This window comes from Treponema denticola, assembly GCF_024181645.1.
Classification (GTDB): Bacteria; Spirochaetota; Spirochaetia; order Treponematales; family Treponemataceae; genus Treponema_B; species Treponema_B denticola_A.
This window is the reverse complement of sequence record NZ_CP058624.1, coordinates 898,926-920,886: the sequence shown is the minus strand read 5'-3', so window position 1 is coordinate 920,886 and position 21,961 is coordinate 898,926. Positions and strand designations below refer to the sequence as shown.

Annotated in this window: 27 protein-coding genes and 1 pseudogene; 13 read left to right on the top strand and 15 right to left on the bottom strand. The window is 38.3% G+C overall.

The window, feature by feature from the left end:
* Nucleotides 1-157: 157 nt before the first annotated feature.
* From HO345_RS04265 to HO345_RS04255, 3 genes are all read right to left on the bottom strand, one after another.
* On the bottom strand, nt 158-481 hold the full coding sequence (locus HO345_RS04265; protein WP_253684115.1) for a nucleotidyltransferase family protein: 324 nt from the start codon (nt 479-481) through the stop codon (nt 158-160).
* A gap of 85 nt (nt 482-566) precedes the next feature.
* Nucleotides 567-911, bottom strand: a complete 345-nt coding sequence (locus HO345_RS04260) for a HepT-like ribonuclease domain-containing protein (protein WP_253684113.1) — start codon at nt 909-911, stop codon at nt 567-569.
* Entirely contained in the window at nt 895-1,203 is a 309-nt protein-coding gene (locus HO345_RS04255; protein ID WP_002673432.1) for a nucleotidyltransferase family protein, read from the bottom strand. Before HO345_RS04255 ends, HO345_RS04260 begins: the two co-directional genes overlap by 17 nt.
* Before the next feature lie 166 nt (nt 1,204-1,369).
* On the opposite strand from HO345_RS04255, the gene nrdD reads away from it, so the two are divergent.
* The 8 genes from nrdD to HO345_RS04215 all read left to right on the top strand — a co-directional run bounded on the left by nrdD (nt 1,370) and on the right by HO345_RS04215 (nt 6,149).
* Complete coding sequence (nrdD, locus tag HO345_RS04250) at nt 1,370-1,657, top strand: anaerobic ribonucleoside-triphosphate reductase (protein ID WP_253684111.1); 288 nt, start codon at nt 1,370-1,372, stop codon at nt 1,655-1,657.
* Nucleotides 1,657-2,400, top strand: coding sequence for an anaerobic ribonucleoside-triphosphate reductase activating protein (locus tag HO345_RS04245; RefSeq protein WP_253684109.1), 744 nt, complete (start codon nt 1,657-1,659; stop codon nt 2,398-2,400). The genes nrdD and HO345_RS04245 overlap by 1 nt, the downstream gene beginning before the upstream one ends.
* A 152-nt stretch (nt 2,401-2,552) precedes the next feature.
* Nucleotides 2,553-2,867: a PadR family transcriptional regulator gene (locus tag HO345_RS04240; RefSeq protein WP_002669619.1), complete on the top strand. Its 315-nt coding sequence runs from the start codon at nt 2,553-2,555 to the stop codon at nt 2,865-2,867.
* Nucleotides 2,868-2,877: 10 nt separating this feature from the next.
* Nucleotides 2,878-4,071, top strand: a complete 1,194-nt coding sequence (locus HO345_RS04235) for a DUF4097 family beta strand repeat-containing protein (RefSeq protein ID WP_253684107.1) — start codon at nt 2,878-2,880, stop codon at nt 4,069-4,071.
* Nucleotide 4,072: 1 nt separating this feature from the next.
* Entirely contained in the window at nt 4,073-4,603 is a 531-nt protein-coding gene (locus tag HO345_RS04230) for a DUF1700 domain-containing protein (protein WP_253684105.1), read from the top strand.
* A gap of 15 nt (nt 4,604-4,618) precedes the next feature.
* Nucleotides 4,619-4,807, top strand: coding sequence for a hypothetical protein (locus HO345_RS04225; RefSeq protein ID WP_002669623.1), 189 nt, complete (start codon nt 4,619-4,621; stop codon nt 4,805-4,807).
* Between the two features lie 41 nt (nt 4,808-4,848).
* Complete coding sequence (locus HO345_RS04220) at nt 4,849-5,808, top strand: DUF4097 family beta strand repeat-containing protein (RefSeq protein WP_253684103.1); 960 nt, start codon at nt 4,849-4,851, stop codon at nt 5,806-5,808.
* Nucleotides 5,809-5,888: 80 nt separating this feature from the next.
* The gene (locus HO345_RS04215; protein ID WP_253684102.1) at nt 5,889-6,149 is read left to right on the top strand and encodes a hypothetical protein; all 261 of its coding nucleotides are present in this window, start codon (nt 5,889-5,891) and stop codon (nt 6,147-6,149) included.
* 204 nt (nt 6,150-6,353) lie between these two features.
* Here the strand turns inward: HO345_RS04215 and HO345_RS13205 are convergent.
* From HO345_RS13205 to ettA, 12 genes and pseudogenes are all read right to left on the bottom strand, one after another.
* Nucleotides 6,354-7,079, bottom strand: a pseudogene (locus HO345_RS13205) (hypothetical protein).
* An 82-nt stretch (nt 7,080-7,161) separates the two neighbouring features.
* Complete coding sequence (gene ruvA, locus HO345_RS04200) at nt 7,162-7,767, bottom strand: Holliday junction branch migration protein RuvA (protein WP_002679554.1); 606 nt, start codon at nt 7,765-7,767, stop codon at nt 7,162-7,164.
* Complete coding sequence (ruvC, locus tag HO345_RS04195; RefSeq protein ID WP_253684100.1) at nt 7,760-8,296, bottom strand: crossover junction endodeoxyribonuclease RuvC; 537 nt, start codon at nt 8,294-8,296, stop codon at nt 7,760-7,762. Before ruvC ends, ruvA begins: the two co-directional genes overlap by 8 nt.
* Before the next feature lie 32 nt (nt 8,297-8,328).
* Nucleotides 8,329-11,400: an insulinase family protein gene (locus HO345_RS04190; protein WP_253684098.1), complete on the bottom strand. Its 3,072-nt coding sequence runs from the start codon at nt 11,398-11,400 to the stop codon at nt 8,329-8,331.
* Nucleotides 11,401-11,512: 112 nt separating this feature from the next.
* Nucleotides 11,513-11,695: a hypothetical protein gene (locus tag HO345_RS04185; RefSeq protein ID WP_253684096.1), complete on the bottom strand. Its 183-nt coding sequence runs from the start codon at nt 11,693-11,695 to the stop codon at nt 11,513-11,515.
* Nucleotides 11,667-11,969 (bottom strand): BrnT family toxin, encoded by a 303-nt coding sequence (locus HO345_RS04180; protein WP_253684094.1) that lies wholly within the window; start codon nt 11,967-11,969, stop codon nt 11,667-11,669. The genes HO345_RS04185 and HO345_RS04180 overlap by 29 nt, the downstream gene beginning before the upstream one ends.
* A 98-nt stretch (nt 11,970-12,067) precedes the next feature.
* Entirely contained in the window at nt 12,068-13,195 is a 1,128-nt protein-coding gene (locus HO345_RS04175) for a hypothetical protein (RefSeq protein ID WP_253684092.1), read from the bottom strand.
* Nucleotides 13,196-13,208: 13 nt separating this feature from the next.
* Nucleotides 13,209-13,949 carry a WecB/TagA/CpsF family glycosyltransferase gene (locus HO345_RS04170; RefSeq protein ID WP_253684091.1) on the bottom strand — a complete coding sequence of 247 codons (741 nt, stop codon included), beginning with the start codon at nt 13,947-13,949 and terminating at the stop codon, nt 13,209-13,211.
* On the bottom strand, nt 13,930-14,703 hold the full coding sequence (locus HO345_RS04165) for a 16S rRNA (uracil(1498)-N(3))-methyltransferase (protein WP_253684089.1): 774 nt from the start codon (nt 14,701-14,703) through the stop codon (nt 13,930-13,932). Before HO345_RS04165 ends, HO345_RS04170 begins: the two co-directional genes overlap by 20 nt.
* Nucleotides 14,703-16,199 carry a S41 family peptidase gene (locus HO345_RS04160; protein ID WP_253684087.1) on the bottom strand — a complete coding sequence of 499 codons (1,497 nt, stop codon included), beginning with the start codon at nt 16,197-16,199 and terminating at the stop codon, nt 14,703-14,705. Before HO345_RS04160 ends, HO345_RS04165 begins: the two co-directional genes overlap by 1 nt.
* Before the next feature lie 48 nt (nt 16,200-16,247).
* Nucleotides 16,248-16,973 (bottom strand): HAD family hydrolase, encoded by a 726-nt coding sequence (locus HO345_RS04155; protein ID WP_253684085.1) that lies wholly within the window; start codon nt 16,971-16,973, stop codon nt 16,248-16,250.
* A 13-nt stretch (nt 16,974-16,986) separates the two neighbouring features.
* A complete protein-coding gene (ettA, locus tag HO345_RS04150) occupies nt 16,987-18,735 on the bottom strand; it encodes an energy-dependent translational throttle protein EttA (RefSeq protein ID WP_002669676.1) in 1,749 nt (582 codons plus the stop codon).
* 143 nt (nt 18,736-18,878) lie between these two features.
* Between ettA and HO345_RS04145 the strand changes: the two genes are divergently transcribed.
* The 5 genes from HO345_RS04145 (at nt 18,879) to HO345_RS04125 (ending at nt 21,956) form a co-directional block, all read left to right on the top strand.
* Nucleotides 18,879-19,322 (top strand): hypothetical protein, encoded by a 444-nt coding sequence (locus HO345_RS04145; RefSeq protein ID WP_010697578.1) that lies wholly within the window; start codon nt 18,879-18,881, stop codon nt 19,320-19,322.
* Between the two features lie 21 nt (nt 19,323-19,343).
* Nucleotides 19,344-19,889: a 16S rRNA (guanine(966)-N(2))-methyltransferase RsmD gene (rsmD, locus tag HO345_RS04140; protein WP_253684083.1), complete on the top strand. Its 546-nt coding sequence runs from the start codon at nt 19,344-19,346 to the stop codon at nt 19,887-19,889.
* 113 nt (nt 19,890-20,002) lie between these two features.
* Nucleotides 20,003-21,286, top strand: coding sequence for a glycoside hydrolase family 1 protein (locus tag HO345_RS04135; protein WP_366796659.1), 1,284 nt, complete (start codon nt 20,003-20,005; stop codon nt 21,284-21,286).
* On the top strand, nt 21,286-21,645 hold the full coding sequence (locus HO345_RS04130) for a type II toxin-antitoxin system RelE/ParE family toxin (RefSeq protein WP_253684080.1): 360 nt from the start codon (nt 21,286-21,288) through the stop codon (nt 21,643-21,645). Before HO345_RS04135 ends, HO345_RS04130 begins: the two co-directional genes overlap by 1 nt.
* On the top strand, nt 21,642-21,956 hold the full coding sequence (locus tag HO345_RS04125) for an addiction module antidote protein (protein ID WP_253684078.1): 315 nt from the start codon (nt 21,642-21,644) through the stop codon (nt 21,954-21,956). Before HO345_RS04130 ends, HO345_RS04125 begins: the two co-directional genes overlap by 4 nt.
* Nucleotides 21,957-21,961: the final 5 nt, after the last annotated feature.

Below are 21,961 nucleotides of genomic sequence, written 5' to 3'. Positions count from 1 at the left end.
GATAGTCTACATAAATTATGAGTTTTGTCAATAAGTTTTGAGAAACTCATATAAATTTTTTTGAATTTAGCAAATTAATTAGTTCCGGTATAGATTTGGAAGCAATTTCTCATTTGAATATGTCAACATATCGTATATATAGCTTTTATCTCTTTCATTAAGCTGCATATAGTATTTCCTTTGTTTTTAAAATATTCTCTCTACGATATGGATTACGCAATCCTTCCGGTTCAACAATATCAACAGGACGTTGTGTAATTTTTTCAAAATACTCTTGGATATCAATTATATCATATAAAGAAATAGTTTCCGAATTATAAAATTCGATAAATAAATCTATATCACTATCAGTGTCAAAGTCATCACGAATAGAAGAACCGAAAACCGATATTTCTTTAATGGAATATTTAGCCGCAATAATTTTTATATTTTTTTCCGAAATATTTATTCCGTTTTTTCTAAGTTTTTCAAAAGCAGACATACTTCCCCCAAGGTACATCTAAAATATACCATACATTTTTATATACATCAAGAGAAAAATTTGTAAAAAGGTTTTACAATTTTGCTTATTTTTTCTCTGTATCCATAATTTTTATCAGCTGGTTCTTAAATTCAGGAATAATGTTTTTTGCAACATCCCACACAATTTCATAATCAACTGAAAAATAACCATGAATGAGTTTATCTCTCATACCGGCAATATTTCTCCATGGAACTTCTTTATATTTAATTATTACATCATTTGAAATATTTTTAACGGCTTCTCCGATAATTTCAATACTTCGTGCAAAAGCTCGTTGGGTTTTTTCATCTTTTAAAAATACTTCTTTTGATATGGTCCTTGTTTCAGATTCCAAAAAAACAATTTCATCAAAAATATGCTTGAATAACTCTTCATTTGATCGATACATATTCAACCTCATTGAGTATTCTCTGACCAATATAAGGACTTAAACTTTCTATGGTTAATAAATCTATTTTTGTATTCAAATTATCTTCCAAGTAATAAACTAAATTTATAAAGTTATTATAATTTTTTTTATCAGCATGGAATTCTACTAATATATCAATATCGCTATTTTTATTCTGTTGATTATGTACATAAGAACCAAAAAGACCTATTTTTTTTACGCCATAGGACTGGAGAATATTTTTATTGTATTCTAAGAAATTAAAAATCTCTTTTTTTTCTTTGGGTTTCATATTGATATTATAATACACATTTTTATATACATCAATAGAAAAATTTGTAAAAATTCTCTAATTTTTTTTACTTTTTACTTGACAAACACTATATATAGTGTTAGAATGGCCGATATAAGGAATAGAACGCTAAATAACGCTTTATTCCGAAAGCTGGGAGGAAAAAATGAGAGACATTGAAAAAGTCAATGCAGAAATTGAAGAGGTAAAAAAAGAACTTGAAAATGTTCATGGTACGGGAACCGAGGTTTATGCCAGAATTGTAGGCTATTACCGATCGGTCCGCAACTGGAACAAAGGAAAACGGGAAGAATATAACCATAGGCTTATGTTCTCTTCCGAAAACGAAAGGATTGAAAAAACTCTGTCCGGCTGTGATTGCCCGCCCATCAGCGGCTCCTTAAATTTTTCAAGTTCGGAAAACCTTTCAGAAAAAAAAGAACAAATAGCCTAATGCTTGCAGGTTTACAAAAAACCACATTAGTTAATTTTCCCCGCCGCGTCGCAGCGGCGGTTTTTTTGCCCGGCTGCAATATGCGATGCCCCTACTGCCACAATGCAGAGCTCGCCCTAGCCTCTCCTTCTTCCTTTAATGCAAATCCTGAAAGCTCCAATGATTATTATGAGCTTAGCGAAATCTATACGTTTTTAGAAAAAAGAAAAGACCTTATTTCAGGCCTTGTAATATCAGGGGGGGAGCCCTTCATGTCCCCGGCCTTGTTCGAGCTAATTGAAAGAGCCAAGTCCTTAAACCTTGCAGTTAAAATAGATACAAACGGCCTTTTTCCTGAACGCATAGAAGAGATTTTAAGCTCTCCCAATCTTAAACCTGACATGATAGCCCTCGACCTAAAGACTTCACCTGAAAGGTACGGGGAACTTTTAGCCTCAAAAACCGATTCAACCGCAGAAAAAGCAAAAACAGCACTTATAAAAACCCTAGATATTCTAAAATCAAATACCGAAAAAACGGAGGTAGAATATAGAACTGTTTTGGCTCCGTACCTCATATTTGAAGATGAAATAAAAAAAATAGCCTCCATCCTGCCCAAAACTGCAAGATGGAGGCTAGCCCAATTTGTACCGGGAGCCTGTCTAGCCCCTGAGTGGAACTCGGTAGAGCCCTACCCTCTCTCCCAAGCTCAAGCCCTTACAGCCATTGCAAAAAGCCTTATCCCCGATACGGAATTACGCTGATACTAATTCTTGACCACATTATTTTTACAGTAAATTTATAAAAAAATTCATATTTATACTTGACATAATATTATATTTTATATAATATATAAACATAAATAATATGCTAAACAATATTATATAATATCGGATATAACAAGGAGGTTAACGGGATGATTTTTTCGATAAATACGGGCTTGCTTGAAGCCTGCGTTCTAGCCCTTTTAAAAGACTCGGATTCTTACGGCTACAAATTAACGCAGGATGTCAAAAGCCTTCTTCCAATATCGGAATCTACCTTATACCCTGTTCTAAAAAGACTGCAAACAAGCGGATATTTGGAAACCTACGATCAGCCTATCGACGGGCGGAACCGTAAGTACTACAAAATAACGCCTGCGGGATTAAGGCAGCATGAACTCTACATTGGAGAATGGAAGTCCTATAAGGAATTAATAGACAAGATTTTTAAGGGAACAGCCCTTTAGGAGATTAAAGATGACAAAGGACCAATTTTTAACTGAACTTAATTCTTATCTTTCAGTTTTAAAACCTGAAGACAGAAAAAATACGATCGAGTTTTATGAAGAATACTTTGAAGATGCCGAAAACGAAGAAGCAGCAATTGAAGAACTCGGCTCACCTAAAAAACTTGCAGAGGAGATTATAGATTTTCATAAAACCTCATATAGGGGTGAAAACACTCAAGTTTCCCAGCAGTTTTCTCCCGATGAAAGCATTTCGGAAATTATTTTAAACATAACAGCCGCAAAAGTTTTAATAAATGCTTCTCAAGAAGAAAAAATTGAGTATACTACTCAAAATATTGCGGATGATGATTTTTCGGCAAAGATTGAAAACGGAAAGCTTATAATAAAGGAAAAGCCCGTTTTCTTTTTCAGCAAAAAAGGCTTTGCTTCCTTTTTGGAAAATTTTAACATAAACACATCTTTTAATGCAAGCAAAAGAGAAATCCTCATAAACATTCCCAAAGATACTCATCTTGAAAAACTCGAATTTAATTCCCAGATGGGTTCTTTAAAAATAGAAGAAGTAAATGTAGAAGTTATTGAAGGCTACACAACATGCGGAAATTTTGTAGTAAAAAGCGGTCTACACAAAAAAATAGATTTTAATACTTCTGCAGGTGCTATAAATATAAGTGATATTGATATTGAAACTATGAAGCTTTCTTCTTCGGCAGGTGCTATAAAATTTGAAAACATAAAAGCCGGTAATATTTCCGCATCGACAGGGGCAGGAACAATTGAGCTTATAAAAACCGAAAGCTCCTACATCAATGCAAATTCGGGAGCCGGAAATATAACGGGAAATGAATTAAAATCGGATAGAGGAAAATTCAATACAGGAGCGGGAACGAATAAATTCCAAAAATGCGATTTTAATGAAGCTATATTAAACACCGGAGCAGGAAGCATAATATTCCAAGGAAATTTACACAGTTATGCTAAAATCAATTCTGCGATAGGTTCAGTGGATCTTAATTTACCTGATAAAGTAGAAAATTACGATATAAATATTTTTTCTAAACAAGGCAGGGTAAAACTAAATGGGGAAAATGTTGAAGGAAAAGGAGACAGGCTTAACCTCGGAAGTAAAACTTCAGATACCAATATAAAGATCAGCACTGCTTTCGGAAAAATTAAAATAAGTACTCGGGAAGGAGAATAAAATGAAAAGAAGAGAATTTATTGAAGAGCTTGAAGACAGGCTTCGGCATCTGCCCTATAAAGATAGAAAGGAAGCAATTAAATTCTATGAAGAATATTTTGATGAGGCAGGAAGTGAAAATGAGCAAACGGTAATAAAGGAACTTAGAAGCCCTGCCCACATTGCTTCAAAAATTCTTTCGGACTATGCAATAAAGGAAGCCGAAGGAGCAAGAAAATCTGCAAGGGGCGGCTTAAGAGCCTTATGGTTTACAATCCTCGGAATCTTTGCAGCTCCGATTGCAATACCGCTGGCCGTAATTCTTACCGTAGTAATAGTTCTTCTATGCGTAGGACTTTGCGTTGCCTCTATTGCCCTTGTTTTCGGCGGCGGTATATTGGCAGTATTCGCATTCGGTATGCTTTTTGTAGACTTAGGTACAGGCATTCTTTTAATAGGAGCTATTTTAATAGCCATAGGTTTTACCAGACTTTTATACCTTTTTGTTACTGCGATTATAAGAAAAATATCGCAGCTGGTAAAAAAAATTTAATTTATGGAGGGAAAAATGTTAATTGCTTTTTTAATTATTGTTTTTGTTTTCGGAATTATTGCTGCAGTCTTCGGGATTGTCGGGGGAATTTTAGTTCTTGCATTTAAACTGGTTTTTTGGCTGATACCGGTTTTATTTGCGGGTGCAATTGTTCTGGGTATTCCGGCTTTAATAATACTTGCGATTATTAAATTATTAAGATAATCGATAAACAGTTTACACAAAACATCGTTAAGGGGATTTATATGAAAAAAATAGGAAAGACAATTTTAATTATTCTTTTGGGACTTATGCTTGTCGGCATAGGTTATAGTTTAGGCGGAAGATTTTTTTATAGATCTAAGCGTAGAATTCATGGACGGAATTTTATTGACAGAGCATATAATAAAATTATGTCGGCGGCAGAGAGTATCGAAGATATGGAAGACGATATAGAATCTTGGGGGGATGATATGGACGAGTATTTTGGAGATGAGTACAAAAAGGCTGAAACAATCAGTTTGGAAGGAATTAAGAATTTTTTTCTTAAGGCAGAAGTCGGAGAGGTAAAAATAGAAATAAGCGATCGTGCGGATGAAGCCTCATATAAAATTGAGCGCATTAACCCCAAGTATTTCGATGTAGAAAAAAAAGGAGACACAATCAGTTTTGAAGACAACACTCCTTCAAAGTTTTTTAAGAATCTTGGTTTTAATTTTAAAAATAATTCGCCTAAAATATATATCAGCCTGCCGCGGAATATCGTATTTAATAATTTTGAAATAAAGAGCGGAGTCGGAGAACTTAATATCAGCAAAATAAATGTAGAAAAATTCAACCTTGCAGCAGGAGTCGGAGAAGTAAATATTTATGATGCAAAGATTTCAAAGGATGCCGAAATCAGAGCCGGAGTCGGAGAAGTAAACCTTAAGGATTCAAAAGTAAACAATATGGATATAAAATCCGGTGTCGGCTCATTTAGCTTTTCGGGTACGGCCCTGGGTAAGACCTCAGTCAAGGGTGGAATAGGCGAAGTCGATCTTAAAATAGATGGAGCCGAAAAAGATTATGATTTTGATGTAAGTGCAGGTTTAGGAGAGGTTATAATAAACGGAAAAAAATCAAAAACCTTTTTAGCCGACAGACAAAAAAGCGGTTCAATCGCCCAAAACTCAATAACCGTCAAAGGCGGAATAGGTTCGGTAAGAATCAGGTTTAAGGATTAAATTGGTTTAAAGATTAAAAAAACAGATAAGTAAGTAGTTTTGCTTCTGCAAAACTACTTAAAAAAATTATGGAGGAGAGTATGTCAAAGAAAATTCTTTCGATATTGTGTTTAATTTTTATGGGATTATGCTGCATACTGGCAGGTATAATGCTCGGCGGAAATTTTGATTTTTCAAAACAGAAACCTTTTAATAAAACATTTCGAACTCAGGGAAACATTAGGGTCAATAACTTAACAACAATATCAAAATACTCGGCAAAGGCACAATCGGAAAATCCGCACAAAATTAATGTCCGCTCTGATCTTGGAAATATAAATATTACGGGCAGTGTAGAATAGATCTTTCTAAAAATAGCACACATATACAGCCATACATCAAAACTATGGCAGAGATAGACTTTTGAACCTCTAAAAAGCTGAATTTTTTAGAGATTCTCAATTCCTTCAGCAAAGGCTATTTCACGCTCTTCAGCACGCTGTACAGCTATATCTGTTTCATAATCATATTCGGGTATCTACTGCGTCGCACGGATGGCGGTGGTTTCAAATGCTTTCGATTTCTTCTTTGGCAAGGCCTGTAGCTTCTGCTATATTCTCAATTGACAGTCCTAAACGGAATAAATTCCTCGCTGTTTCGATGGCTTTTTGGTACGCCCCATCGGAAAAACCTTGCTGTATTCCTTGCTGTATTCCTTGTTGCATGCCAATCCTTAGACTTTCTTCTCTTTGTACTGCAATATCCGTATCATAATCGTATTCGGCTACTGACACTATTGATTACCTCCTCTTTTACAAATATACGAGTATCTACTGCGTTACTTCACAAAAAACAGTCCTCGACGTGCAAAAAGCACGCCTGCGGGTGTTTTTTGTTTGTGCCTTGTATCTACCTCGTCTATTTGCAAAAGTCATTTCAGTACCGCCACGGATGGCGGTGGTTTTAGCTTTACGATGTTTTGAGCTGTGCTCAAAACTCGAAGTCAAGGAATGTACACGGAAGTATATTCCTTGACTGGGCATATTCTCGTTTATAGTGGATTGGTGTTCGGCAAGAACAATAATCTTATTGTCTACAAGGCAGGAAACATCATTTATTATGTTCATGTACATAACATTGTCAAGCCTTATATTTTCTACAGGGCAAGACAGTTGTAGATTTGTGCCGTGCAAGGCATTATAAAGCGATAAAAAGTTTTCTTTTGCCTTTTCATCTTCACTGAAAAGGTCAACGAATACTGAATCTTTATATTTTCTATTTAAAGTACTCATAACGCCCCCTTAGATGATTTTATTATACCATATATTAAAGGATTTTAAAAGCCATAGCAACACTATAAAACTATTGTCTTTTTCAGCTCAAAGCGACGATTGAGCGTCTAAAAAGCTCTTCTTCGTTCTTAAGAGGATCGGAACCTGCGGCCTTCATTTCTTCGGCTATTTTTTCGACTTGGACGATTACGGATTTTCGTTCAAAGCCCATTTCGGTTAAAGCCGTAACGATGTCTTCATATTCACAAGAAACGGAAGCCTGCCCCTTTGAGGAAACCTCGTTTAGATTGGTAAGTTTTCCTTTTAAGGCAAGAATCATTTTTTGGGCAGTCTTTTTGCCTACTCCGGGAGCTTTTTGAAGGGTATCAAGGTCGCCCTCCTCCAAGGCTTTTTCAAGGGAAGAGGAATTAAGCCCCGACATTATCTTTAAGGCTTGACGGGGTCCTACCCCCTCAACCTTTGTAAGATCCAAAAACAAGGAGCGCTCTGCCTGATTGGGAAAACCGAAAAGCCTCATCTGGTCTTCCCTGTGATAAAGCCATGTATAAACCTTTACCTCTTTCCCGACAGTGCCTAAGGCATCGAGGGCCAAGGCCGAAACAAAGATTTCCCACTCAATACCTGAATTTTCAACATAGACGGAATCGGTTGTTTTACCGCTTAAAATTCCCGAAATGCTGTTAAACATAAGCCTGTACCTCCCCTACATCTCCTAAATTTATTTTTGTAATGGCAGCAGCCAAGGCATCGGCCGCATGATCAGGCCTAGGAATTTCCTTTAGACCTAAAATCAATTTTACGGCTTCCTGTACCTGCCTTTTTTCGGCTTGAGCAATACCCGTTACGGCTTTTTTAATGGAATTGGGAGCATACTCTCCTACCCTCACCCCCCCTTGAGCCAGAGCCAAAAGAACCACGCCGCGGGCTTCCGAAACGGACATTGCACTCGTCGCATTTTTTGCAAAATATAAGGTTTCTATTCCGGCCTCCTTAGGCCTGTATTTTTCAATAAGAGCCGAAACCTTATCGAAAATTTTTAAAAGCCTCATCCCTTGGAGTAAATGGGGCTCGGTACTTATTGAGCCGTATTCTATACACTCAAAGCGGTTATTTGAAAAACTTATAATTCCATAGCCCGTATTTGCCAAACCCGGATCAATCCCTATAACATAGGGGCGGAGATTTTTTTTGCCTGAAGCTGCTTTTAAAATACCCATTTAAAATTCCTTAAAGCCCTGTTTAGACTTCCTCAAACCCTCTCCGAAAGAAGGGGCTCGGGATAAAGTTCTTTTATCGTTTCCTTTTGAGCAAGAGCCGAATCGGAAGCCAAGACTACGGAAGAAAGGGAATCCCTTTGAACCGATAATTTTTTTGCACAATTACGCAAATCCTCAGCCGTAGTTTCCAGCATCTTTTCAACTACTTCTTTTTTTTCGGAATATGAAATACCCGAAAGAAGATCCCTAAAGGCAGCCGCCCCTCGTCCTGCAGGAGTCATTGGGATAATCTCCTTGCTGTATCTTCCCGTAATAAGTTTTTCTATCATCTCTTCCGAAAAGTCTTGGCTAAATGTCTCATCTATCGAGTTTAAAAATTCGGAAAGAGAATTTATCGGGTTCGGATCCCTGTAGGAAACAAAGGCTAAAAGTTCTTCCAAGGACATAGGAACGGTAAAGGCACCGTAGGCTCCTCCTATGCTTCTTATCTTTTCCCACATTGGGCCGCTTGAAAGCCATTTACACAAGATTAACTGTGAGGCTTGCTCCTTCGAACCGAAAGCTGCCGCCTTAAAAATCGAAACTGCAAAGCCTACTTGAAGAGAAGCCGGAATAAGTTCCAACCTCTTTTTTTCAGAAGGCCTAAATTTAAATGGATTTTCAAAGACAATCTTATCGGTTTTATCGGGAGCCTTAAAGCCTTTTAAGTTTTTTTCAAAGGCGTTTTTTAAAGCGGCCAGATTTTCTTTTGTACCGGTAACTTCAATAATCAAACCGGATTTTATAATCGATTTATATACAGCACTTAATTTATTTGATAATTTATTCAATTCGGAATCAGCGTTTTCGGAGTCGGCTTTTTTAGAATTATCTTCTTTAACTTTTAAATAAAGCTCCCTCAAAAATTTAAGCTGACTTAATCCCGAAAGCATCTCCCTCCGTGCATTTTTTTCGGACAGGGGTGCACCAGCCCTAAGAAGAGCGAGGCTGTTTCCGTCAAGGGCGAGGAGACTTTCAAAATCGTTTTTCCTCTGGGTTACCAAATCGTTTAAGCGTTTTTTATCGTCAAAAGAAATTTCGTTTAAAAACTGCAAAACAAAGCAGACAGCTTCAGGAATCAATTCGCCGAGTACCTTTCCCGAAATAAAAAGCCAATCTCTTCCGGCTATATCGGAGAGCCTTATCTTATCCGCATTTTTACATAAAGAAAGATTTTTGTTTGCCGTAAAAACACCTGCACTTGCCGAAAAGCCTCCAAGTAAATTTGCAAGCTTAGAAGAAACCTCGCTCCATAAAAGGTTTTCGGTTCCCATTCCTGTAAGGCAGCTTGAAAGAAGGGGCAGATATTTATAATCTTCTTCGCTTAAACCGTCTGCCGGAAAGGCCAATTGAAAATAACCTATCCCGTTTGTAGGCTGCTCATGCATAACAAGGGGAACATTTCCGATAAAGGCGATTTCTTCATCTATCGGAGGCGGAAGCGGAGGCAGGTCTTTCTTTGAAAGATGAGGAATAAGGGCGAGCATTTCAGGGGAATCGCTTTTTTGTTTAAACTCGTTCATCTTCTCCTGATCTTTGAGCATGGCCCTGCGAGCATCCTCAGTTAAACTTGCATTAAAATTTTCAGCCCTTTTTTCCAGACTTTCGTCCAAGCGTTTGCAAAAATCCGCATCGGGGTAAACTCTTACAAGGGCATGATGTTTATTCTTTATTAAATACTTTTCAATCAGTTTTTCGATGTACCTTTTATCGGAGGCAAGGTCTTTTTTTACCTTTTCAAAAACAGGAGTGTATTGAAGAGTTTTTTCGGGACTTACCCCGTATGTCCAGCCTGCCATAGCACGCTCCATCAGGTTAATACCGAAGGGCCCGTAGTTTCTTCTTATTTCTCTGTTGCTAAAATCTATGGAATGAACAGCCGTTTCAATCTCCTTAGGGTCGATTCCTTTTTTTACAAGCTCTTCAAGAGCATTAAGAATCAGCTTTTTAAAATCCTCATGCGTTCCCTTTTTAATACCCTTCATTCCTATTGTGAGGGTGATGTTTCTAAGACTCTTTCCTATTCCGTTATAAGGATAAAGGTCTTCCCCTATTCCCGATTCCAATAAGACCTTATTTAAGTATGCTCCACTGTGCCCGATTAAAACCTCTCCTATAAGATAGGCCTGCATAAGTTTTTCGGTATCCGAAGTTTCGGGGAGAAGCCAGTTAAGCATTACGGAATCCTTAGTCATCTCTTCGGCGGCTGCAGAACCATCTGCCGAGTCAGGACTGCCTGCCGGGGCCGGACCACCAGCTGGGGCCGGTACCGAAAAGAAGCGGGGCTCGGCATAGGGCTCAATCGGCGGCACAAAGGGAGGCTTTTCGGCAGCTTCAAATTTAGAAAGAAATTTTTCTTCTAAAAATTTCATCTGTTTTTCGGTCGGAATATTTCCCATTAAAAAAATTCGGCAGTTTACGGGATGATAATATTTTTTGTGAAAGGCCTTATATTCTTCATAAGTTAAATCGGGAATCTCCAAGGGAGAGCCGCCCGAATCCTTAGCATAGATACTTCCCTGACAAATAGAAGCGGCTGCCCAATCATACATTACCCCGTCAAAGTCGGAATAATTAGCCCTCATCTCGTTTAAGACAACTCCCTGAACGCTCATCTTTCCGTTTTCGTCCAGTTCAAAGCGGTGTCCTTCCTGCTTAAAAGCCCATTCGTCAAGGTTGGGAAAGAAGACAGCATCCCCGTAAACCGACATAAGGTTAAAATAATCGGCTTCAACCAAGGAGCTTGCAGGATAGACGGTCTTATCGGGATAGGTCATGGCATTTAAAAAGGTATTAACGCTCTGCTTTGCCAAAACCATAAAGGGGTCTTTAAGCGGATAGTTTTTAGAGCCGCATAAAACCGTATGCTCGATAATATGAGCTACCCCCGTTGAATTGGGAGAGCTCGTCATAAAATTATATGAAAAAAGATTTTCATCTTCATCGTTTAAAATATGATAAAGTTCAAGCCCCGTCTTTTTATGCCTTGCATAAACGCCTACGGCATTAAATTCGGGTAAAGGATTTTTGCTTATAATTTCAAAGCCGTGAATAAGAGTGCTCATAAGGTCTTCCTAAGTTTAGATTAAATTTAAGCCTTCTAAAAAAAAGTTTTAATTTTTAGAAGATGACTATATTCTAAAGAAAAGGAAGAAGTGTGTAAAGTATACCCGAATTTCAGCCCTGTGCTGCAACCGGATAGCCGTTTTCAGTATCTATTGATACCGCTAAAGCCGGTTGATTTTTAAAATGACCTTTTTCCCATTGTTCTTTTGTAATTTCAGGTATATCCGATAAATCAATTTCACGAGCCGTTATTTCCGCAATCCGCTCAGCCGTTAATAGTTTTTCTTTTTTCATAATACACCTCTTTTTCCAATCTTGTTGCTCTACGAGCTGAAATAAGCCGTATTTTACCGCGTTCGGTATAACATACAACAACTACAAGAATTCCGTCAACTGTACCAATTCCCACAAAGCGTTCTTCTTCGACAGAATGATTTATATCATATATTTCATAAAAATACGGATCATCAAAAACAGGTAAAATTTCCGCAAAATCAATACCGTGCTTTTTTATATTTATATCGTTTTTTTCGTTATCCCATTCGAAACGGCCTGAAGATTCTGTCATGCTCTACCCTTGATTGTATTTTACCTCCTTAAAGAGCATATGTCAAGGCATAATCTAGCTGTTCTCAATAATTACAAAGTTTCGCCGATTTCTAGGCCTCAGTTACCTATCTTCGATTTTAAATTTTCAAGTTCTTTTTCTTTTGTTTGAGTTTCGGCATCAAGGGTTTTATTGCTATCTTCAAGCTCTAAGCGTTTTGCTTGGATTTCTTTTAATTCGGTTTCGATATACTCTTCCAATGACATAGTATCTCCGTCAAGGCCGGAATCGAACCTGATTTCTTTTTTTAGAGGACTTAAAATAAGTTTTATAAAATTTTCGGCCAGTTTTAAAACGGCAGCATTCATAAAATTCGTTTCAAGGCCCTGACTTAAACGGGTTTGGTATTCTTGTTCACATAGATCTGCATATTGATTTGCTTTTTTTACCTCGGATTGACCGTTTAAAATATTATATGTTTTAATATTGTTTTTTATATCGACCCGTCTTATTTCGGCAACTTCTTTTACATGCTTGTTTTTGCTTGCTCCTAAAAATTTAGGCTGAATATCCTTTATCCAAAGAATATTCGGAAAATCCTTTGATACGGTAATTTTAATCTTTTTTAAATCGACACCGAATTTTGCATCGATATCGTGAGTTAAAATAACAAGCCCTTCATCATAGTATTGATCAGCCTTTAAACCCATTCCGGTCGAAATACCGCTTAACTGTTTTCGATACAAGGTGGTCTGTTTTAAATTCGCTTCCAATAATCCAAGCTCCAATATTTCCTTAAAACTCTGCATGTTCAGTTGAGTATTTTGTAAAACTCTTAAACTGTCTTCTAAGCCGCTTATTTCGATCGACTGTTTTTGCATGTTTATTTTATTGTCAAGAATTTCTTTTTCCTTTTCTTTTAATTCTTGATTTGCTGCAAGAAGTTTTATTTGAGCTTTGCGTGCCTCAATTTCGGCAAGTTGACTGTCAGTTACCTCGTTAACTACCTTTTTATTTACAAAAGAATTAAATGCCGTCATCAGCGGAATCATTAGAATACAGGATAAGGCAGTTGACAATACTATTGCAAGCACAGCATTTATTTTTCTTAATTTTGTACTTGCAAAAAAGAGCACAAGAACAATGCCGATGATACATGCCGCCATGACAAAAAAAGACATAGTCATGCTGACCTTATCCTGCACCCTATAAAAAAACATCGATACACTCATTAAAAAGTTTTCCATAAAGTTTACCTATCTAATCTTTTCTAAACAGTCTATAAAATAAGAGCAAAATATTATACCAAATATAACCGAAAAAAGTAAATATTCTAAAAGGATTTTTAAGCACGGGAATTATAAAATCCCGCCCGGAATTAAAAAGTTTTTCGGAGGGGCGTTTTTTAAATTTGGAAAAAATATCGATTAGGTTTGCATAGCGGATAAAGATTCCGGAATTAAAATGCTCCTTGTTGCGGTAAATCCATTTTCTCCCGCCGGGGACTCCCTTTCCTATAATGACTACGGAAGGAGCAGCCTTTGAAATAGCCGAAATAATATGGGGCTCCATCGATTTATGATAGTAACCGGCAAAGCGGCCAACCAAGCGTAACCCCGGAAATGTGCTTCTAACGTTTTTTTCGGCGATAAGAAGACTTTCCTGCCGGCCTCCGAAAAGATAGAGGCTCTTATAGTGGGAATCTATTACGTTTAGAAAATCTATAACTACCGAAAACTGCTGCCTTCTTACGGGGACATCTTTTTTTAAAAAGCGGGCACCGCGTATCAAGCTTTTTGAAACCGGCAAACAAAGAGCCGCTTCTTTAACCATATTTCTAAACTCTCCGTTGCGGCGTGCTCTAAGAACATCCCAGATGGTCATAAAGATAATCTGCTGAGGCCCTTCTTTATTTAAAAGAGACATCACGGTTTCTTCCATATCTTCTTCATGTAAAACATCAAGCGGAACATTTAAAAAATTAATTCTTTTTACAGCCACCTTTTTCCTCCATTATAACCTGAGCGGCCGCAATCGAATAAATTGCAGCCGTTTCGGCACGGAGCACATTTGTATTAAAATGTACTTCTCCAAATTTATGTTCTTTTAAAAATTCAATTTCTTTAGAAGCTATGCCGCCCTCACAGCCTATAGCAAGCACTACCGCCTCAGTCTCGGCCGATAAACAGTCAAAAAAGCTAAACGAACCTACCTTTTTTTCACTCAGCATTATAAAAGCGGTTTTCCTGTTCGCCGTATACTCCAAAACAGAATCCAAAGCCGCCTTCAATTCTTGGGCAGGAAGAATCTTGGTATTTACAATGGAACCTGACTGCTGCCTTGCTTCTCTTATAATACGCTCACGCCTTTCGGTTTGATTTATATTTTCTTTTTTTATAACGGAAAATTCTCCCAAAACAGGAACAATGAGCGAACAGCCGGCCTCTGCAGCCTGCCTTACCGCAATATCCATGTGATTCCCCTTTATAAGCCATTGCATTAAAATAATTTCTGCACGGGGTTTATAAGGTTCGGCATCTAAGTCAACTTCTTCCTTTAAAAGCTTAAGCTCTATATATTTTTTTTCGGTATTAATTTTAAAAACTTCAGCTGAGGCAGGCTTAACTCCATTTAAAGAAACTTTTAAGACCTGCCCTTCTTTAACTCTCCGCACGGAAACAAGATAGTTATAATCTTTTTTATCGAGCCGGATTATATCCTTATCCGGCCCTGCGGAAACAATCAGCTGCTTCATTATTTTTTATCTTCGGTTTTTGCCTTTTCTTCAGCTTGAGCTTTTTCTTCTTCCTGCATCTCAAAAAGAGTCTTTGTAGTTTTACAAAGAGCATTTACGTCCTTTGTTTTTAAAAGTTCTATTGCAGCTTGCAACTGTTCATCATCTTCATTTATAACAGGACTTTCGTGAGAGCGGTAGTATTCAACCTTTATAAGATTTAAAATAAGCTCATGTCTTACATTGTATTCTTTTTCAAGTTCTTTAGAAAAATCTACCATTTCAGTTTTTGAAAGAGAAGGCTTGCTCCTCGTAAAGTTTGCAATTTTAGAAGTCTTTAAAAGTTCGAGTACGCTCTTTTCTTCATCGGGCGTAAAACTAGGCCTTGTAACTTCCAAGTCGGGAAGGATTCCCTGCTTATTTATATTTGCACCGCTCGGAGAATAGTATCTTGCTATTGTAATCTTCACAAGCTCCTTTTCGCTAAGCTGAACGACGCTTTGCACCAAGCCCTTGCCGTAAGAACGGGTTCCTACAAGATAGGCCCTCTTATGATCCTTTAAAGCGCCTGCTACAATTTCGGAAGCGCTTGCAGAGCCTTCATTTATGAGAACAACTATGGGCATATCTTTAGGAAGTTTTTTTACAAATCGGCGGACATTATAAGTTTCGCTTGTGTTGCGGGCTCTTCCCTTTGTCGAAACCACAACACCCGATTCTAAAAAGATACTCGCTACATCAATAGAACTTGTAATCAAACCTCCCGGATTATTCTTTAAATCAAAGATTAACTTTGTACAGCCTTCTGCTTGTAATTTTTCTATAGCTTCGGTTATTCGTTTTGCCGAGTTGGGGTTAAACTCTATTAAACGGATATATGCAATATCGTTTCCGATTTTTGTATATTTTATGGTAGGAACTTCGATTATGGCACGGGTCAGCGTAAGATCAAATGTTAGGTTTTTTCCTCTAAGAACTTTTATTGTAACCTGAGTACCTTCTTTTCCCCGAAGCATATTTAAAACTTCATCTTGGGTAATCTCTTCGGTTTTTACTTCGTCAATTTCGATAATATAGTCCCCCGGTTGAAGTCCGGCCTTCCAACCCGGAGTTCCTTCAATAGGGCTTGCAACTTCAACATAGGCAGGACGCTCAGGGGTAGATACATTCGGTTTTGTAATATGAACACCTATACCGCCGAAAACACCGGTTGTAGTATCCTCCAAATCATGGCCGGCCGTCGTATCCTTAAAAATATAAGAGGTATAAGGGTCTTCAAGAGAATTAAGCATTCCTTCCATAGCACCCTTATATAAAAGGGCGGGGTCTATCTCATCGACATAATTTTCTTGGAGCAGTTTGTACACGGATTCAAGATATCTTAAATTTACATCGGCATTATCCGTATCGGATTCCGAATTCGATGTAGCCGGAGCCCTTTGGGGCATAAAAAAAATAGCCGCCAACAGAAGACTTAAAAAGATAATAGTATTTATCCAGGTTATTCTTTTATTCATCTTTCTATTTTGAACTATATTGTAAATTTGTCAATAGGGTAAAGAATTTTAACCTTCGATCAGTTCTATCAGCTCGTTCCAATCGCTTATTTTGGTAAATTCAAAATCGGGAGAAATATGGCTTTCGTTGTCATAGGGACAGACAAAACGGCTTGTATATAAGACAGGTTTTATTCCGAGAGAGGCGGAGCCTATGACATCGGCCCGCGGGTTGTCTCCGCAATACCAAACCTCATCGGCCGAAAGGCGGGCTTTTTTTAAGGCAGCCTCAAAAAGAAGTAAATCCGGCTTTCTAAACCCATACTCACTTGAAGCTATTATAAATTCGAATTTGTTTTGCGGAAGATATTTATTTATTCTTGCAGTCAGGGCTTTTTCCGAAAAAGCAATATTGCTTATGACGGCAGTTCTTATATTTTTGCCTTCCAAAAAGAGCAAAAGTTTTTCGATATTGGGCATTGCCCTGCACGGTGCCAGAGCTTCCCAAAAAAGGATTTCCAGCTCCGTGTAGGATAGGTTAAATTCTATATTAAGGATTTGAAAAAGACAATTATAAAAATTATGAGTGTGTATTTCTACATCGTTTTGTAAAGCCCGCGATTTTACCCTCTCAAAAATAGCCATTCCCTTTTTATAAAAGGTAATAAAATCTATTTTATCGGGATTTTTATAAATTTGAGCATAAAGAGCCTTATAGGCTCTTTCTAAATCAAGCTCCTTTTCATAAATAAGAGTATTCCCATAATCGAAAATAATCATCGCAGGGCTTTTCATAGGGTTAAGCCGGCTACCTTTCAAGCTTTCTGTAAACGCCTCTGTGGGGAGTATCGGCATCCTTACCGTATTTTTCGCGTCTCCATTCGGCATATTCCGTCCAGTTGCCGTCAAACCAGACGACTTCGCCGTCAGCTTCAAAGGCCAAGATATGGGAGCAAACCCTGTCCAAAAACCAGCGGTCATGGCTTATGACAAGGACTGAACCTGCAAAACTTTCAAGGGCTTCTTCCAAAGCACGAAGGGTGGTAACATCCAAATCGTTTGTAGGCTCGTCTAGCATTAAAACATTTCCGCCTTCTTTTAGCATCATAGCCAAATTGAGCCTATTCCTCTCTCCGCCTGAAAGTACACCTACCTTGCGGGACTGGTCTTGTCCCGAAAAGTTAAACCAAGAACAATAAGCCCTTGAGTTTACCTCGCGCACACCGGAAGATCCGTCTGAGGCTCCCAGCTTTATAATATCAAGCCCGTCTGAAAGCTGCTCCCAAACGGTCTTGTTAGGATCAAGTTTTTCTCTTGTCTGGTCAACATAGCAAAGTTTTACCGAGTCTCCTATTTTGATTTCACCCTCATCTGGTTTTACGATCTGCCTTTTTTGATCGGCTCCTTCCGGGGTTTCAAAACCTGCAGCCCCGACTATCATCTTAAAGAGGGTTGTCTTACCGGCACCGTTCGGACCTATGATACCGACTATGGCTCCCGCAGGAACCGAAAAATTAAGCTTATCGAAGAGGATTCTGTCGCCGTAATGCTTTGCGGCATTTTTAACATCTATAACCAAGTTCCCCAGCCTCGGTCCCGGCGGAATGGTAATCTGAGAATCCTTTATTTTTTCCTTTGAGCCTTGGGCTAAAAGTTTTTCGTACTCGTTGATACGGGCCTTGCTCTTGGCATGTCTTCCCTTGGGGCTCATACCAATCCATTCAAGCTCCCGTTTTAAAGCCTTTTGGCGTTCCGTTTCTCCCTTTTCTTCAAGAGCAAGTCTTTTTTGTTTTTGATCGAGCCAACTTGAATAATTACCCTTCCATGGAATACCCTCTCCTCGGTCAAGCTCCAATATCCAGCCTGCAACATTATCCAAAAAATAACGGTCATGGGTTACGCAGATAATTGTTCCTGCATATTGATGAAGGTGCCTTTCAAGCCATGCTACCGTTTCTGCATCCAAGTGGTTGGTAGGTTCGTCCAATAAAAGAATGTCGGGCTTTTGAAGGAGGAGCCTGCAAAGGGCAACCCGTCTTTTTTCTCCCCCTGAAAGCACATCGATTACCTGATCGGCGGGCGGACATCGCAAGGCTTCCATAGCAAGGTCGAGGCGGCTGTCCAAATTCCAAGCATCGGTTGCATCCAGCTTTTCCTGCACCTTAGCCTGTTTTTCCATCAGCTTATCCATATCGGCATCGGGGTCGCCGAATGCCTCATTTATCTTGTCGAATTCTGCAAGAAGGTCTACCAATTCCTGAACCCCCTCGGAAACAACCTCTCGAACGGTCTTGCCGCTTTGAAGCTGTGGCTCCTGTTCAAGATAACCTATAGTATAGCCGGGCGCCGAAGAAACTTCGCCCGTATAATCCCCGTCAATTCCTGCCATAATACGCAAGAGGCTTGACTTACCGGATCCGTTAGAACCTATAACGCCTATTTTTGCACCGTAAAAATAAGAAAGGCTTATATCCTTTAAAACCTGTTTTGTTCCATGGGTTCTTGAAACCCTATCCATTGTGTAAATAATCTTTTTATCGTCTACTGTCTTTGCCATGCGGTAAGTCTATCAAAGATGCACTAAAAAAGCAAGGGGAATGGAGAAAGGGAATTAAGAATTAAATTAAAGCCGATAAATTTATCTTCCGAAAATAAAATAGAGCTGTAGTTTTTTTAGTCTATTTTGAGAGGGAAAATAAGATGCTTCATAAGATTGTTTTTCAGGATAATTTGTTTCAAATAACCAGAATGTTGGACGTAATAAAGGACGGTCTTAATTTAGACCTTTCCGAAAGTATTTTTGCAGATAAGATGATGAGGGATATTTTATTTTTTGATGCGGCTCTGCAAAAACTCTTTAATCAGATAGAGCCTCAATCCCACTTGCCTGATTATATAGATACAATGAACTGTCTTTATTTTTGTATCAAAAAATATATGAGCGTTTTGAAGCTTATCCTAACTGAAAAACTTGGAACCGAATCTATTTTTAACACGGAAAAAACCCGTATTGAAGGTATTTACAAAAAGCATCAGGATTTTCTCGGCAAAATAAATATAGATATTTCCGATACGAATGTTGAAAATGAAACCTACAACATAGTTTCTCAAAATGAACTTTCAGAGTTATTGAACTTAGGATAGGTCTGTGCTATAATTATTCCCATGAGAATAACCGGCGGCAGTTTAAAAAACAGGCAGGTAGAATGTCCCAAGGGGATAATACGGCCTGCAATGGACAGGATGAGGGAGTCTGTTTTTTCCATACTTGGAGATCTTTCAGGCCTTTCTTTTTTAGACCTTTTTACGGGCTCAGGAGTCTGCGGTTTGGAAGCCTATTCTCGCGGAGCCTACCCCGTCTATCTTGTAGAAAAAGATGCCGATAAATTCCCAGTTTTATTAAAAAACGTTTCAATGGCAGATAAAAAGCTCGAATGTAAGAGGATGCCTGCAGAAACCTTTATAAAAAGAGCTAAGGAATCATTTGATATTATCTACCTTGATCCACCCTTCCCATATAAATTTCACATAGAACTTCTCGAAAAAATAGAAGAATCAAAAATATTAAAAGAAGGGGGCCTTGTGATGATGCACAGGCCATCCGAAAAGGCTATGCCTCAAACAATAGGCTCTTTGACAAAAAGCGATGAAAGGGTATATGGAAGATCCATCGTGGACTTTTATCGTAAAAAATCTATGGAGGTTCGATAAACATTTCGGTTTGAAATACAAGCCGAAATGTTTATCTTCGAGTTTTGTGCTTCGCACAAAACATCGTATTATTGTATGCGGTTTGTAAACAAACCGCGTGATATGGAGGAATGATGTTTAAGTTAAAAGAAAACTTTTTACTTGGGGTTGCTACGGCTTCTACCCAGATTGAGGGAGGAAGGGTAAACTCCAACTGGAACGATTTTTGCGACCGCAAAATGACAAATGACGGCACCGACGTTGCCCGTGCAAATATGCACTATGAAAAGGTTGAAGAAGATACCAAACTTTTAAAAAAGATGGGGATTCAAACTTACCGCATGTCCTTGGAATGGGCACGCATTGAGCCTGAAAAGGGAAAATTCGACACTAAAGCCCTTTACCACTACAAGGAAGAATTGAGCCTTTTAAAAAAAGCAGGTATAAGGCCCTTAATAAGCCTTTACCACTTCAGCCATCCCATGTGGTTTGAGAAATCGGGAGGCTTTACAAAAAAAGAAAATGTCGAAGTCTTTTTAAATTATGTAAAGACCTGCATAAACGAGCTTGGAAGCCTTTGCAGCGACTATGTTACAATAAATGAGCCGAATGTCTATGCAGTTCAGTCCTTCTTTTTAGGCCTTTGGCCGCCCGAAAAAAAATCGATTCCAAAAACTATAAAGGTAATGAATGTCCTAATAGCCGCACACTGCAAGGCCTACGATTTAATCCACGAAATACGCAAAGAAAAAGGCCTTACGGACACAAGGGTGAGCTTTGCCCACCACATGCAGGCCTTCCATCCAAAGGATAAAAATAGAAAAGCCGATCAAAGGGCGGCAAAAAGAATAAGCAAAATTTTCCAAGACGGAATTATGGAAGCCTGCTTTAAGGGAGAGTTTTCATTCCCCTTTAAAAATATCCTAAACATAAAAAAGAAAAACTATGTCGATTTTATAGCTATCAACTATTATTCAAGGCAGGCAGTAAGAGGGTTCTCTTACAAGGCCTTTGAAAACACGCCTAAAAACGATTTAGGCTGGGATATTTATCCCTTGGGCCTAATCGAGTGCGCTCAAACCTGCTACAACTGCCTTCCCCTTCCGATAGTCATAAGCGAAAACGGAACCTGCGACAATAAGGATGAGTTTAGATGCCGCTATATTTATGACCACTTAAAACTTATAAGCGAATCCCCCCTCCCCTTTGAGGCCTATTATCATTGGTGCTTTATCGACAACTTCGAGTGGAAAGAAGGAGAATCCGCCCGTTTCGGCCTTGTGCACTGTAATTACGAAACTCAAGAAAGGACTATCAAAAAAAGCGGAGAATTCTACAGCGAAATGATCAAAAAAAGAGGTGTCGATAAATCGATGGTAGAAAAATATATTGAACCTTGTAAGTATAACGTAAAGTAATGAATTACAACAGACTTGACAGTCTGTTGTTTTTAAACTACAATATAGATATGCGAACGATAAAAAAAACTGAAGTATTTGACACATGGCTTTCAAAACTAAAAGACGAAAAAGGAAAAGCCAAAATTATTGACAGGATAATGCGCCTAAAAAGAGGAAATAAAGGAGATCATCGCATAATTGATAAAGATATCTACGAGCTGCGTATACACTTTGGTCCAGGTTATAGAATATACTGCACAGACAAGAATAACGAAATTATTTTGTTATTGATCGCAGGAGATAAATCGACCCAATCAAAAGACATTAAAAAAGCTCAACAAATGATAAAGCTATTAGAACAAGGAGATACAAAATGAAAATTACCGACTTTGACCCAGCTGATTATTTAAATACAAAAGAAGCAATGATAGAATACCTAAATGAAGCTCTTAAAACCTCTATCGAAGACAACACCCCCGAACACTTTACGGAAGCCCTAGGAGATGTAACACGAGCCCAGGGATTTACAAATGTTGCAAAACATACCGATTTAAACCGAGAGCATTTGTACCGTTCTTTATCAAAGAAAGGCAATCCTACATTTTCGACAATACTAAAACTCTTAAACTTCTTGGGCTTGGAAATAAACATAATAGATCCGCAAACGGCAAAGCCGGCATACTGCTAATTTAG